Origin of the sequence: Brucepastera parasyntrophica, from assembly GCF_022376835.1 — a bacterium.
Taxonomy (GTDB): domain Bacteria; phylum Spirochaetota; class Spirochaetia; order Treponematales; family Treponemataceae; genus Brucepastera; species Brucepastera parasyntrophica.
This window is the reverse complement of sequence record NZ_CP084606.1, coordinates 2,392,743-2,407,526: the sequence shown is the minus strand read 5'-3', so window position 1 is coordinate 2,407,526 and position 14,784 is coordinate 2,392,743. Positions and strand designations below refer to the sequence as shown.

At 49.5% G+C, this 14,784-nt stretch carries 6 protein-coding genes; 5 read left to right on the top strand and 1 reads right to left on the bottom strand.

From position 1 onward, the window contains the following. Positions 1–11 precede the first annotated feature (11 nt). Positions 12–8,231, bottom strand: a complete 8,220-nt coding sequence (locus K7I13_RS11420; protein ID WP_255945777.1) for an Ig-like domain repeat protein — start codon at positions 8,229–8,231, stop codon at positions 12–14. A gap of 1,005 nt (positions 8,232–9,236) precedes the next feature. On the opposite strand from K7I13_RS11420, the gene K7I13_RS11415 reads away from it, so the two are divergent. From K7I13_RS11415 to K7I13_RS11395, 5 genes are all read left to right on the top strand, one after another. After that, complete coding sequence (locus K7I13_RS11415; protein WP_255945775.1) at positions 9,237–9,692, top strand: prepilin peptidase; 456 nt, start codon at positions 9,237–9,239, stop codon at positions 9,690–9,692. Positions 9,693–9,889: 197 nt separating this feature from the next. Beyond that, complete coding sequence (locus K7I13_RS11410; RefSeq protein WP_255945773.1) at positions 9,890–11,185, top strand: hypothetical protein; 1,296 nt, start codon at positions 9,890–9,892, stop codon at positions 11,183–11,185. A gap of 131 nt (positions 11,186–11,316) precedes the next feature. Beyond that, positions 11,317–12,051, top strand: coding sequence for a type II secretion system protein GspD (locus K7I13_RS11405; protein WP_255945771.1), 735 nt, complete (start codon positions 11,317–11,319; stop codon positions 12,049–12,051). Then, entirely contained in the window at positions 12,051–13,547 is a 1,497-nt protein-coding gene (locus K7I13_RS11400) for a GspE/PulE family protein (RefSeq protein WP_255945769.1), read from the top strand. The genes K7I13_RS11405 and K7I13_RS11400 overlap by 1 nt, the downstream gene beginning before the upstream one ends. Further along, complete coding sequence (locus tag K7I13_RS11395; RefSeq protein ID WP_255945767.1) at positions 13,547–14,746, top strand: type II secretion system F family protein; 1,200 nt, start codon at positions 13,547–13,549, stop codon at positions 14,744–14,746. The genes K7I13_RS11400 and K7I13_RS11395 overlap by 1 nt, the downstream gene beginning before the upstream one ends. Positions 14,747–14,784 lie beyond the last annotated feature (38 nt).

The following is a 14,784-nucleotide window of genomic DNA, read 5'->3' as shown; positions in this document are numbered from 1 at the left end:
TTTCTTACCGCCTATTCACTTATAATAGTCCGGATTTCTTCCGCACTCAGAACAGTCCGGTCATACCGGTAGTAATCAACTCCGTTCTCTGAAAGATCAAGCGCTCTGAATACATAATCACCGGGTCGTTCTTCCTTGATGCCATATTCAGTGTTTTCGCATATCTCGCTTTGCTCAAGGCTAACATTGCCGCCCAGTATATGCAGTCCGCTGACATTATTATTCAGACTGAAACGGATTCCGTTCAGTAACCCGCTTCCATGTATGGTAAAAGCGCGCTCCGCGCCGCTTACACTGAATCCGTCTCCTGCGGCCCTTCCGAATACTTCTATTCCAAGCCAGGCATAACTCTCCGATTTGCTCATCAGTCGGCTTATTCCTCCGCCCTCATTTGCTATTGTGAGTGTTCCGCCAGGCTCAGCAATAATTCCGCTTTCATATTTACCGTTTTTAATCAGGCCCCCTGCGCTCACTTCGCTATTGCTTAATGTCAGCGTGATTCCGGACGGGATACGCACAATTCCCTGTAGCTCAAATGGACCGATCCAGTACTCATCTACATACAGCGTCCCGCTCCGCGTATTTTCCACTGCCACAGGCAGGGCCATCTCGCTCGCCTTCCCGTACCGGTCCGTTACGCGGAGACTTCCGTCCCACTCGCTCCGCTGCGCCTTTGCTTCTCCGTGTGTGTATACAGTCCCGTGGACACTTCCGCCAAAGACATCAGTTCCGTCACTGCCGCCGCTCCACGTCCGGATACCGCTCCCGTTCCCGGGATCCCAGGTAAATGCAAGCGGATAATCACCGGATCCGCTGCCTTCTTCATCACTGACACTAACCAGGTCACTTATATCTACCGGCTGTCCGGGCCGAACTACCAGCGCGCCGTCCCTGATCCGTATCTGCGGTCCGCGGTTATACCGGATCGCAACCGCCTCAGTCGTCCGGTTCCCCGCCCGGTCTTCAAGCGTTATATACACCACGTACACAAACCCTTCGGCAGCATCACCAAAAGAGAACCTGTCTTCGGCTTCTTCACTGTATGCCCCGTCTTCAGGGCTGTATGATCTCAGCCATCCGCCTTCCCCGCTTATTGTCCACCGGACTTCCTCGTTACTCAAAAAATAATATCCCTGATCAGGCCCGTTACTGATTCGCACTGTCTGCGCTGCACCGCCGGAAGTAGTAACTTCTCCGGCAATTGTCTCTGCCCATTCCTGTAACAGCAGCACCGGCGGCGTTTCATCAAATATGACTTCTCCGCCATCCTGTACTACCCAGCGGCCGCTCCCATTCTGCACACGCAAAACCGCACGGTACAGTCCTTCTGTTTCTTTCTCTATCTGTACGGAAATACCGGTTAACGTTATGCCCTTCCCACTATTCCTTTCTATATCAATTGCCGGCAACGTACTCCAGTCTATATCCTCTTTTTCTTTCCCGTCTTTCACAACAAGCGCCTGGTATCTCATTATCCCGCTGTCACTGTCGGCAAGTTCGATGCTCCATCCTGTTACCGTTTCCGACTCATTGGTCCACTGACTCTCTCGTTCTATTGTCATTACTTCGGGCTCGGTCATATCTATCTCTATCGCTTCCGTGCTTTCTATCCCGCTCCAGATTCCGACACCATTGGCCGCACGGAACCTGAGCCGAATACTCTTCCCATGCCACCATGCAGGCTCTTCATCACGTATATTCTCAAGCGTTTCCTCTATGCTGATTATCCGTACTCCACGCTTTTCCTGCCACCCAATAAGCTCGTGCTCGCCGGGTACCAGCACCGCGCTCCACTGGATCGCAGATATTCCAGTCGCGTTTTCATTTCCGTATCCGGCAATCCCGCTTATCCGGTCATACCAGTGGGTCGCTCCTGCTATCGAAGGTATCTGCTGCAGTATTTTTGCATATACAGGCGGGTTGATATCAACAGTAATGCTGCTTCGCCGTTCTTCACTGAGACTCCCCGCATATGAGACACTGCGTACCGCTATTGTCACTTCCGTGCCATTCGGCAGATTGAATCCCTTCTCGCCCCAGATAAATGACGCCGCGGGGATGGTCACTTCCCTGCTCGCCAGAAGCTCGTTTTTGCTGCTCACTGTCACCAGATAGCCGCGGATATAAGTCTGTTCGTCACTGACGGCACTGTCCCAGTCCGCATGAATACTCAGTATGTCAAATCCGACCGCGAAATTTTCTATGGCTCCTATTTCTTTTTCAAGGGTAAAGCCGCTGCTTACCGCACGGTTCGATACATTCCCCGCGCCATCACTTATCTCAGCTTCAAATATCCAGCTTTTTCCCGCGCACTCTTCCCCAAGATTTATCGCCGCAAAATATCCATACCCTGCTTCACGCAATACCACGGCTTCACCATGGGCTTTTTTCTGTCCCTGCGTGTCTACTTTATATGCCTGCACATATCCATCGCTCATCCAGCTTTCTTCTTCATTCGCCGCTATTTTCAGATATACAGTATTCCCTGTTATGCTTCCGTTCCGGATATAGCCTTCACACAGGTCACGGTAGTTTGCGTCACTGTATACTTCTATCCGGTGTATATACGGTGCGTTTTCATCGAGTATTATTCCGTCACTGTATCCTGTCGTACTCAGTCCGGCCTTGTTCACAGCTTTCACCGCAAATATAACTGTCCGGCCGTTCACTCCGGCATTGCCGAGATAAGCTTCCGCATACTCATCTATATTGCCGGAGGCATCTTTCTCAAGCTCGTTCCACTGAACAGGGCCACCCTCTCCGGCATAAAACCAGCCCCATTCATATCGCTCAAGTCCGCTTTCGCCATCTATCCGGCTCAGCCTCCAGTTTACTTCCAGAGACTGTTTTGTATGATTAATTACATCGCCCTGGTCCAGCACTACCGGCGCAGGAGGCGGACTGTTGTCTATCATAATCGCGCTGCTCCGGATCTCTGTATAACGTCCCGCTCCGTTTTCCGCGCGGACCGCCAGCCGGACAAGTTCTCCTGTTTCAGCTATGCCCTGTACATCAGCTGCGACACTTCCTTCTCCGCCTTCACCGGCCACCTGCCATTGCTCCGTTTCGCTGTCCTTGATTATTTCCCAGTACCGCAGTCCGCTCTCCGCGTCTATTTCTTCACTCCGCTTTTCAGCAAGCCATTCAACTCTCTGTATCCCGCTTTCTTCGTCTTCACTTTCATATCGTCCCCCTACATATTCCGCACTCGCAGCTTCCGCAACCGTCTGCCACCACAGGTCAGGAGACGTCCTGTCTATCAACGCCGGTATACTCACTCCCTTTCTCAGTTCCGCCTCTTCATCTGTATACGCCGTTACAGTCGCATACAGGTGCGTTCCATGCTGGGGTTCAAAGCCGTCAGGCAAAACCACAACCGCCTCAAGTCCCTCGCTTTCTCCTCTTATTATTCTGCGGGTACTCTGATCTTCCGCAGCTTCCCATACCTCATATACATACCATTCACCATCTGTACGCGCACTATCTTCCCAGCTCAAACCTATCGGACTTTCTCCATCAGCATATTGAGGTATGTACACAAGTATGCCGGTGCCGCTCATATCTATAGTTATTTCCGCTCTATTACTTACCGTCTCATGACCGGCCGCATTTACCGCCCGCCCTTCCAGGTAAAATACTCCTTCTCCCCAGGATATCTCGTCCATGCCCCACTGTATCAGAACATCTTTTCCGCCCGCTTCAATTACATTCAGCGGCCTCCGTACTCCGCCCACTTCCTGATACACATATATGCTCCGGGTCACGGGACTTTCTTCATCACTTCCTCCGATCCACTCGGCCATAAAATCTTCTTTCGGATAATATCCGCGCCGCCCCGCTTCCTTTGCAATGGTGCGGATATTCACCGCTTCAGGCGCGCTTTCATCTATTACAAATACTGCACTCTTCCGTATCTGTTCCCGGCCGCTCCGGCTCATTACGCCGGCTTGTATCTGATATGCAGCGCCTTCTTCCCATTCATTTCTTCGCGCCCTGAGACTTTCCCACCCGGTCCCTTCAAGAACTGCTTCGATCTTGTTTTCTTCGCTGATTTTTACCAGCTGCCAGACCTGCTCATATATCTCTCCCTGGACACTTTCATCAAACACTATTTCTGCTTCTACTGCTTCCCGGTCGCCAACATACTGTATGCCGCCGGCTTCCCCGCTGTATCCCCTCACATGCAAATTCCATTCCGGCAATTCCACGTCATATCTGACTTCACCCGCATATACCGCCGCGCTTTCCTTTTTTGCCGCGTTTTCTATCTTGAACCATAACAGTTCATTCGTTTTTCCTTCATTCCATATCACATTCACATACACCTGTTCCGTTCCGGTCCATGTATAACGTTTCCACTGTCCATTTTCCCCCTGACGTACATACCACGCAGTGACCGGACTCCCCGTATTTGCAATTCCTATAAAATTCACATATACGCCGCCGCTTATGTCCGCATAGTATGAGCCTTCACTGTCGCTGCTACCTTCTATCTCTACTCTGTCGAGCGCAGGCGCATCCTGATCAAAACTTCCGCGGAATGTCTGTGTATAGGTATTTCCTGCTATGTCCATAACCGCAACAGTAAGCTCATACATTCCCTTCATGTCCGTACTGCCGATCTCCGCCGTTATTGCGTCTGTGGAGCCCTTCTCATACCCCTCATACCGGACTTCATTCCGCGCGTCGGAGGCGCGTCCTCTGTCATAGGCATATACGCCCTCTTCAAGCGTAACAGGCCGTATCGTATACATGATCGTGCCGGTACCGCTCAGTTCATCCTGTACCTTAATTGTAAATGTCTCTTCCTGAGACCACTGTCCGCCGTTTACCGTCCAGGGTTCTCCGACATGTACCTGCGGCGCAGTATCATCATACCTGCCGGCCGGATACTGTTTTCCTATCGTGTCTTCCCCTGCTATCTCATCCCGGGCTATAAGACTGATCCTTATCTCATTTGCCCTGACATACTCAAGAATGTCCCCGGCCGTATTTCCGCTGTCCGCAGCAAGCATCTCGAGCCGCAGACGGTTCCAATCCGGGCCAAACAGATCGAGGCTTTCCAGTTCTCCGCTGCTCCATACATTTCCGCCTGCGCCTTCCACCCGTATCTCATACCGGACCTCATGCTCGTCAGGATCATCAGCCAGCTGCCAGCCTATCGGCGTACTGGCGGATATGTAATCGGGCCATTCTTCCGGGCCGGCACGGAACCGCGGCGCGCTGTTTTCTATCTCCCGCAACTCCCCCCGCGCTCCCGTTATTTCCCGGATAAGAACAGCCTCACCGTCTCCGCTTATACTTCCCTCATACAGCTCTGCCCATACCCGTATCTCTCCGAGGAAACCGGGTGTCCATCCCCCGACAGCATGCACCGAAGTGTCCCGCTCCCAATACACCGTCCCGTCACCGTCAATACTGCCTTTTTCAGGCAGGACCCCGTTTGCGCCTTCCATAAAATACGCCGCCGTATATTTCCCGCTCGCATACGTCAGCGCAGTCTCAGGTACCTGCCCCGCAGCAGGCACGGTGATCCGGAACGTCGCGCCATCCGCTCCAAATATCGCTTCCTTCACCCACACTATCTCATCAGGCGTTTCCGCGTGCACAATCGTTATCGTCCGCTCGGCAATGTTTCCGTACCGGTCCAGAGACACAAGCGTTACCGTTCCTTCCCGGCCTTCGCCTGCCGTATATTCCCCGTTCCCGGGCGCAGGATACAGCTCCGTATACTTCGTTCCCGAAAAGCCATCCATTTCACAGGCTGTATATGTTTCATTCCATATAACCCCTGTCGCGGCTTCGCCTTCCTTCACATATATCCGCGCGGCTTCTTCCGCCGGCACCGCGTCGGCGTCTATACTGAACGCGTATCCGCTTCTGCCGCCAGCTATCTCATTCGCTCCGAATACTATCCACTCCTTCAATGGCCGTACTACTGAGGTGTCCTTCATCACCGTAAACATCTTCTCCGTTTTGTTCCCGCACATGTCAAAAACGACAGCCTTGATGCGGTATACGCCGTCCGCCACGTCTCCAATCACGCTCGGTGGAATGGCTGCCGCTGCCGCCGCTGTATCAGTACCGCGGCTCAATATATTACTCCCGCTCCAACTCTCTTCATCACTGCCATCTGCAAAAATACGCCACTCTATACGCTCCACACCGCTGCTCTTCTGCGATGTCCCGTCAACACGTATCGATATTCCGCTTACCGCGCCGCTGTAACTTTGTCCCGCCCGCCGGACCACATCCTTGTTGTCATCGCTCACTTCAAGCTCTACCGCGTTCTGCGCAAAGCCCTCAGGATCATACACAAGGTGTATCCCTTCAACTGCCGCCGTATTTCCGGCGTGGTCAGTTACGGCAAAATTGTAATACTTCACCCCTTCCGAGGGCGTAAATCCGTCTTCCCTGAAACTCATTCGCCCGGTAAATGACTGTAGAGGCGCGGCCGTTTCACTTTCCGTATATTCCGCCTGGTATATCCCGCTTGCCCGCCCGCTTTCAGCTCTGTCACTATCCAGGTCCGCATATGAAATCTGTATCCGCGAGGGATCATTGATGTAATAGGTCCGTCCGCTCTCCGCGTTTACCCCGTCTATAAGCACCTCAAGCTCGGGCGCTATCTCATCCTTCTTATAGATTATCTTCTCTTCTGTCTCTTGACCCGCTTCATCCGTTACTTTGATTTCTATCTCATGCTCCCCGTCAGGCGCGCCGGACAGCCGCATATAGTCTTTCCCGTTCCAGTCCTTACTCCCGGTACTTATCTCCGATAACTCATGCCAGTCTTCACTACCATCAAGCCTGTACCAAACCGACACATCTCCCACATTTACGCTTTCGCCATCGATCTTATTCACCGGAAACCCGTTCGCCGCGTCATCCTCGCCCCGTATATACAGCCCGGTAATCCATCCGCTCCCGCTGTCTTTCGTTTCCGTCTGGCTCCGCACCGCGGGACCGTTCACCAGTACCAGTTGCTTTACCATCACCGGCGCGGCCCCGTTCCCGGCGTAGTCCCGCGCGTGTATTGTCCACTCATATAAACCGGACGGTACGCCAACCGCTTTTTCAACCGCTATGTCAAAACTGATGTTATTCAGTTCATCATATGCAGCATCAGTCATGGTGCCAAAAATAACTGTCCGCGGCTCGCTTTTTGTCCCGTCACCATACCAGATCTCTTGCATGTATTTCGATTTAAGCGGGTCTGTACCACTGTCGGCAAGCGTATAATCCGCGACAGTCGTTTTAAAAGAGGCTGCCTTTGCCGGTTCTAGGATAAGTATATTATTATCTGCATTGGTACTGCTGAATTCGTGTATTTGCTGATCGGAAGTTTTTACCGTTATCATAGGTTTTCGTATATCAACTATATTAACTGTCGCAGAACTTTCATTTCCAAGCAAGTCTTTTACAGTCAATGTATATGTACCATATGTTTCTATAGAAAATGCATACCCATTTGAATACTCGGATTGAAAGGTTATAGGATTTGGGTGTCCTACAGTCCATTCTCCATTAACATAACGGTCATTGACAGTTACCTCCATTAGGTCGTGTCTATATCCGACACCGTCTTCATATATATAAAATGATAATTCACACAACGGTCCAAACCATGGCCTTCCATTGTTCCCCATGAATGTACCTCGTATTTCAGGAGGTTCATTATCGCGAACAATATATCGGATCAGCGAATATTCATTAAATGGACGATCTTCATATTGTCCGTATTCCCGGTAATCGGAAGTGTCAAACATATATACTTCTACCCTCATTTTCTTTTCGTCTCCGGGCAACGTATAGGAAACAGTTGAAGTTCCCAAGCTATAGGCATCCTCCGCACGGTATGTCCGCGACATCATCAGGGCGTTTGTTTCATCATTGTAAACGCTGATATGGATATTTGTTCTTATTAGCTGTGACGACGAAGTTGCTCTTGGCACGGCGGACAACAGTGTTTGAATCGTTAATGTAGGCGAACCTTTAACATACACGGGACCCCCTGTTGTGTATAAATTCGAAGCTTTCACATAAAGACGCAATTTACCGCCGGAGGAAGCAAGTTCGTTATAGCATATTACCCTGCCATATGATTCCGTATCTTCACTGAAGTCGGGAGGAGAGGGTTTGTCACTGCTTCCGAAGGCATGTACCGTATAAGAAGACAAAATCATAAAAACAAACAAATATACTGCGTATTTCCTGAATAAACCGTACATACTTTTCTCCTCTTTATATAGGCAGCCCGGAAACCGGCCGATGTAAACCTTTTTAATACCTGTATTTTATGCGCAGGTACGCTGGCAGTTTGTGGCTTGACTGATGAACACTGCATTTCCCTGCGTACCCCGGGAATGTTTCTTTTAATACAAAGGACGGCAGATTGTATTTTTTCCGCTATTCCTGACACAGCGGACCGTTTTACTTCCGCCAAAATACATGCGGCCGTTAAATGTAAATGATTGGATAGAGACAATGAAATGCCCTGTTTTAAAACGGAAGAGGCCCGCCCGGATAAAAACAGCAGGCCTGATACAGAAGAAATACCGGCTGCAGACGCGCGGCCATGAATCAGCCGGGGACAGACGGGAATACTTGCACACTTTTCCGCGCGGTTCGGGTCCATTTTTTTCCTCAACTTGATATATCCGGTTACTATCTGTTCTTTTTTATCCAGGCAAAGCAGGCCTGTAACGGAAAAGGTTCCCTGGATGCGGGAACAAATGTTCACATTGAATTATACAGCATTGCCCCGGTTTTACAACATTTTTTTCATTACAGAAACGGCTTTATTTTCAATTATCTTCCATAAGTTTTACGGCTATATCCATTGGTTCAATAAACACGGGTATCGCCATAAAATCAGCGGAAACAGGAAGGCTATGGCTGCGTATCATATATATCCGCACCTACAACATACTATAATGATATACTATAATGTTATAGTATAACACCAGCCAGTAAAATTTTCCCGGCCACGGAATGATTCAATAGCGGTTTTTCCTGACAGAACCCGGTCTGCCTTTTCCGGAAAAGACGGATATTTTCCTTTCCTGCTCCCGAGCCTGAGGTATTCCAGCGGAGGTTTTTCAGAAACGGCGCGGCCCGCAAAAAAAACGGCCGCAAACTCCGGACAGATAAGGGATCCGCCGGAACAGGAAACATCGGCCCTTCCGCAAAACCCGATTGCGTTTCCGCCCATATATGTTTTATTATCATCACATATGCTGACAGCAGTTTTTACTCCGGCCTTCTGTGTATTCCTCGCCTTTGCGGTACCCATATCGGTAATCGATATCCGTTCATACCGCATTCCGGATATTCTTTCCCTGCCCTGCTTTATTCTGCTGCTGATAGTTTACTGTGTAACCGCTCCGTCTGATCTTCCCCTGGCCCTGCTTTCATCATCCGTCAGTGCAATTCTTTTTCTCCTGATACGGGTAACCACAAAGGGGCTCGGGTTCGGTGATGTAAAATACGCGGCTGTTGTCGGGCTATTCTGCGGATTCCCTTATATACTGGCGGCCTTTCTTGCCGCGGCCCTTACCGGCCTTATCGCTGCCGTCGTTCTCATTGTTTTCCTGAAAAAGGACCGGTCGGTCCGTATCCCCTTCGCGCCCTTTCTCGCGGCCGGGGCTGTAGCCGCGCATCTGGTGTCCGTTCTCGCTCCTTTTTACTGATTTTCAGCCTTTTCCGTTTTCGGATTCCAAAATATGAAAAAGGCCGGAACAGCGGAAAAATTTGTGGATTTTATAACATACTTCAGGTATAATGAAATTTACGGCGGAAACAGCGTCCTGCTGACGGGCCGGAGGTTATCGGGAATTATCTAAAATATCCTCAGTAAATTTATTGATGTTATTATTTCGGGGAAAAAGTGAAACGCGGGTTAATTTTCTTTCTGGTATTTATTATAGGTGTCTCTTCCCAGCTGTATGCCCAGCGGATGAAAAGCATGGATTTCAGGAACCAGAATATTGTCGATATTCTGATGGTGCTGGCGGAAATTTCGGGGACTTCGATTATTCCGGATGATACGGTAAGCGGCACGGCTTCCTTCTATTTCACCGATTCGGACTTTGAGGACTCGCTTAAACTGTTTCTTTCAACCTATAAACTTTCCTACAGGCGGGAAGGAAATATTATCTGGGTTTCGAGGGTTGAAACCGCCTATAATCCGGTTGCCGGACTCATAAGCATACGGGCCAATGATGTTGAGGTTGAAACGCTTATAAAAAACCTGGCCAGAACAATCGGCAAAACCATTCTGTATGATCCCCTTCCCAATCTGAAAATTTCCGTTGATATAGAAAATCTGGAACCCGCAAGGGTCCTCGATATTTTCACGCTCCGCCTTAACGGATACAAACTTGAAGAGGATAACGCCTATTTTTATGTGCGACGCGTCCCGGATGATCCTAAAAACCTTCCGGCTTCATCCGCGGAAAGCATTACCAGGACAGGAGAATCCTATTCCCTCTCCCTTGAAAAGGGGCGTTTTCAGGAAGTCCTGACCGAACTTTTTAAAAAAGCTGAAAGGGAATATTCCGTCCTTATAAAAACGGACAGTCTTCTGGAAAACCTGTTCTTTTCAAACCGCGACTTTGACAGTCTGCTCCGGATTATTCTTGAACAGGGAAACGCGGATTACGTAATTTATAACGATATCTACTATATAATAGAGCTGCAGCGGAGGGACGTAATCCGGAAACTGAAAAACACCGAGATTATCCCGCTCACGCATATTTCCGCCCAGGAACTGCCTTCGCTTATGCCGGCCGAACTGGCCTCCGGGACAGTCATGAAGGTCGATAAAAACACAAACACCGTGCTTTTGACCGGTACGGAAGAAGAAGTCACTCCCCTCAGGGATTTTATTATCAGAATTGATAAACCGGCTGTGGGTCTCCTCCATGAAAGGTTTGAACTGAAATACCTGAATGTAAAGGATTCCCTTTCCATCATTCCCCAGAAATTCATACCCATAGCCCCGGTAGTCATACCGGATTCAAACGCCTTTGTGGCGACAGGCTCGGCCGAAACCCTTCAGGCTCTCAGGCAGTACCTCCATATAATAGACAAAAAAGACGAAGGCTATCCCGTGCGCCTGAAATACATAAAAACCGAAGAGCTTTTAAAAGCCCTGCCCCTTCGATTTCAAAAGATGATATAACGGATTCAGGTTTCCCGAACCTGATTTTCTTTACCGGTTCGGAAGACAAGCGAAAGCTCTTTTTACGGGAACTGGCCTCGGTCGACCGGCCGAAGCCGCAGCTCCGCTATGAGCTGCTGGTAATCCAGTATATGAAAAACAATGAGGTAAAAACCAGCCGGGGACTTAGGATATCGGAATCGACCGATGACAGCAGGACCGCTTTTATGGGGAATCTTTCAAATATCATGACGCTCACCTTTGATGTAGTGTCGCAGTTCGGCTACCAGTTCGCGGCAAATCTGAGTGTTCAGCTTGGGGAAAACACCGCCGAGGTTTTCGCGGACACAACTCTGAACGGACTCTCCGGTCAGGAAATCAAATTCCAGAATACCGATACCTACCGTTACCAGGAACTTGAAGTCGACGACGATACGGGAAAGATAACCCGCACCGGAGTTACCAGGGAAATAACTTCAGGTTTGATCGTGACACTGAACGGCTGGGTTTCGGGCGACGATATGATTACAATGACCGTAAACGCGACCGTCTCAAAACAGAATAACAATTCATCCAGCGACACAACGACCATACCCTCCACTTCGGAACGGGTTGTTAATACTCAGGTCCGCACCCCATCCGGAAAACCGATAGTAATAAGCGGCCTGATCAAGGAAGATATCAATAAAAACGTCCAGAAAATACCTCTGCTCGGAAGCATTCCCCTGATCGGACGCCTGTTCAGGGACCAGACTGATTCAAAGGAAAAAACCGAAATCGTAATCTATATTGTTCCGTATCTGCTCCGGGATGAAAATGAAGACCAGGATGTTTCGATCCGGCTTGAACGGTATTACCGCACATTTATACAGGGCGCGAAAAAATAATGGCAGAAGCATCGGTTTCGCTGGAAAGGTATTATCCGCTGCCCGATGGGCCGGCCCAGTACCCGCTGGAATTTATCGAAGCCAAGGGCGCGATAAAACTCAGGGAAGATGAGGGCCGTGTCGAAATCGGCCTGACTGAAAAAGCCGATGACCAGACAAAAAACACCATACGTAATTTTCATAAAAAGGAAGTTGTTTTTCTTTCTATCAATATGGTTGAGCTTTCAGCCTATCTCGGAAAGAAACTTGGTGAAGACGACCGAGCGGAAAAAACAGGCCTCGCAATCGGGACCGATGAGCGCGTCCTTCTTGACAAGCTTGCCAATGACGCTCCTATCATCAACCTGGTCAACTCGATCTGTATCGAAGGGATCAGGTCGGGAGCCTCGGATATCCATATAGAAGCGGGGACCGAAAAAGCCAGGGTCAGATACCGCATTGACGGAGTATTGCGCACAATCAGGACGATTGACTCAAACCGGTTCCCGGCCATTTCATCGCGGATAAAGATAATGGCAAATCTCAATATCCTTGAACGCAGACAGCCCCAGGACGGACGAATAACCGTATCGGTCGGAGAAGAAAATGTCGACTTCCGTGTTTCCATCATACCGGTAGCGGGAGGAGAATCCATTGTACTCCGTATCCTCGGGAAAAAGGCGGCCGCGGGAACCCTGGACAATCTCGGTTTTTCCCGTCCTCAGCTTACAACCCTGAGAAAACTTCTGCGCATACCTCACGGCCTCATCCTGCTGACAGGGCCGACCGGAAGCGGAAAAACAACTACGCTGAACGCCATGCTCGGTGAAATTGTATCGGATACGCTGAAAGTAATTGCCATTGAAGACCCGGTCGAATTTATTGTTGAGGGAGTCAATCAGATCCAGATCAACGAACAGATCGGACTCGGGTTTGATGTTCTTTTGCGGAGGGTCCTGCGCCAGGACCCCAATGTAATTATGATAGGTGAAATACGCGACACGTCAACAGCGGAAATTGCTGTCAGGGCGGCCCTGACAGGGCATCTGGTTCTGTCGACGCTTCATACAAATGACAGTGTCTCGGCCATACCGCGTCTTATCAATATGGGAATTGAACCGTATCTTATCGCTTCGGTTCTCAAGGGCGTCGCGGCCCAGCGTCTGGTGCGCAAACTGTGTCCCCATTGTGCGAAAGCTGTAAAACCCTCAGAGGCCGAACAGAATATATTCAAGCGGTCCGGCATGACAGCGAAAAAACTGTATACTGCCGGAGGCTGCGGCGCCTGCGATAATACCGGATACACAGGCCGGACCATTATTGCGGAACTGTTCAGCAACGATTCCGGCCTGGAAGAACTCATCATGCGCAGGGAAAATTTATCTTCACTCAATGCCTATGTACAGCAGAACGGAATGACGACCCTCCTTCAGGAAGGACTCAGAAAGGCCTCGGAAGGTATAACAACGCTCAGGGAAATCGAGCGGGAAATAACACTTCCCGGAGGTGATGACTGATGCCCTCTTACCGCTGCCTTGTATGTCTGGAAAACGGCAAAACGGAAACGCGCGTTATTTCCGCGGATGACGAAAATGAAGCGGTGCGCTCTTTTGCCGGAACGCCCGTTATGCTGATTTCCATAACCCGGGCAACCGAGCCCGAGTCTTCCAAAAAAGGGAGAAAGGCCCGGAAAGCTGTTCTGGAATTTACGGAGATGATGGAACTGCTGGTTGATTCAGGACTGTCGCTCAAGGATGCGCTTGAACTGCTTGCGAACATGAACAAGAAGGCAAAGCCGAGTCTGCTCGCGTCGCGCCTTATGGAACTGATTGACAAGGGTTCATCATTTGCCCAGGCCGTACAGGCGTCTTCCGATGTATTCCCTTCTATTTACAGGGGCATGGTTAAAGTGGGAGACAGGGTCGGTTCCGTGGAACGCATTTTTCCCCAATTAAGCTCATATCTCAAAAACCAGAAAAACCTGAAAGACAAAATTGTCGGCTCGCTCATATATCCCCTGTTTATTCTTGCCGTTACGCTTTTCGGGATTATCTGGCTGGTTTTTTTTATCATCCCCAGGATGGAAATAATTTTTTCAGGCTTTGGGGGAAACGCGGCGGAGCAGGTCCACGCCAACATCGAAACAATGAAGATCGTATTTTCAATAATAGGTATTTTTATATTGCTTGCCTGCGCGGCAGTACTGGTGCTTAAACTTCTCAGCAGAAAAAACGCGAAACTGGCCCTTGCCATTGATTCACGCGTCCTTAAAATACCTTTTGTCGGCGGTTTTATATCTTCCTGGGAAACACATAATTTTACATTCGCAATGGAAACGCTTTCAGCCGGAGGTGTATCGGTGGAAGCGGCAATCCAGGAAGCGGCCGATGTTGTTTCAAATACCGCATATAAGCAGGCGCTCCTTGATGTTAAAAAGAAAGTCCTGAAGGGAATATCCCTTTCATCGGCCTTTACCGAACATTCCGAGTTCCCAGCATATATGAGTCAGTGGATATCCATTGGAGAACGCGCGGGAAAAACGGAAAAAATTTTTTCACAGATACGTTCATACTTTCAGGATGAAATCGAAAATAAAACAGCCAGGATTCTCGCATTGGTGGAACCGGGAATGATTGTAATAATAGGCGTGCTTTTAGTCACTCTTATTATAGGAATAATTGTTCCCATTTTTTCAATGTACGGGTCATTATTATAAGGCTGCCGAAAGGCGCAATATATTTTAGGAAAGAAGGT

Excerpts from the sequence above, each read along its gene's own strand:
- K7I13_RS11420 (WP_255945777.1), bottom strand. The coding sequence starts at position 8,231 with ATGTACGGTTTATTCAGGAAATACGCAGTATATTTGTTTGTTTTTATG.
- K7I13_RS11415 (WP_255945775.1), top strand. The coding sequence starts at position 9,237 with ATGCTGACAGCAGTTTTTACTCCGGCCTTCTGTGTATTCCTCGCCTTT.
- K7I13_RS11405 (WP_255945771.1), top strand. The coding sequence starts at position 11,317 with ATGAAAAACAATGAGGTAAAAACCAGCCGGGGACTTAGGATATCGGAA.
- K7I13_RS11400 (WP_255945769.1), top strand. The coding sequence starts at position 12,051 with ATGGCAGAAGCATCGGTTTCGCTGGAAAGGTATTATCCGCTGCCCGAT.
- K7I13_RS11395 (WP_255945767.1), top strand. The coding sequence starts at position 13,547 with ATGCCCTCTTACCGCTGCCTTGTATGTCTGGAAAACGGCAAAACGGAA.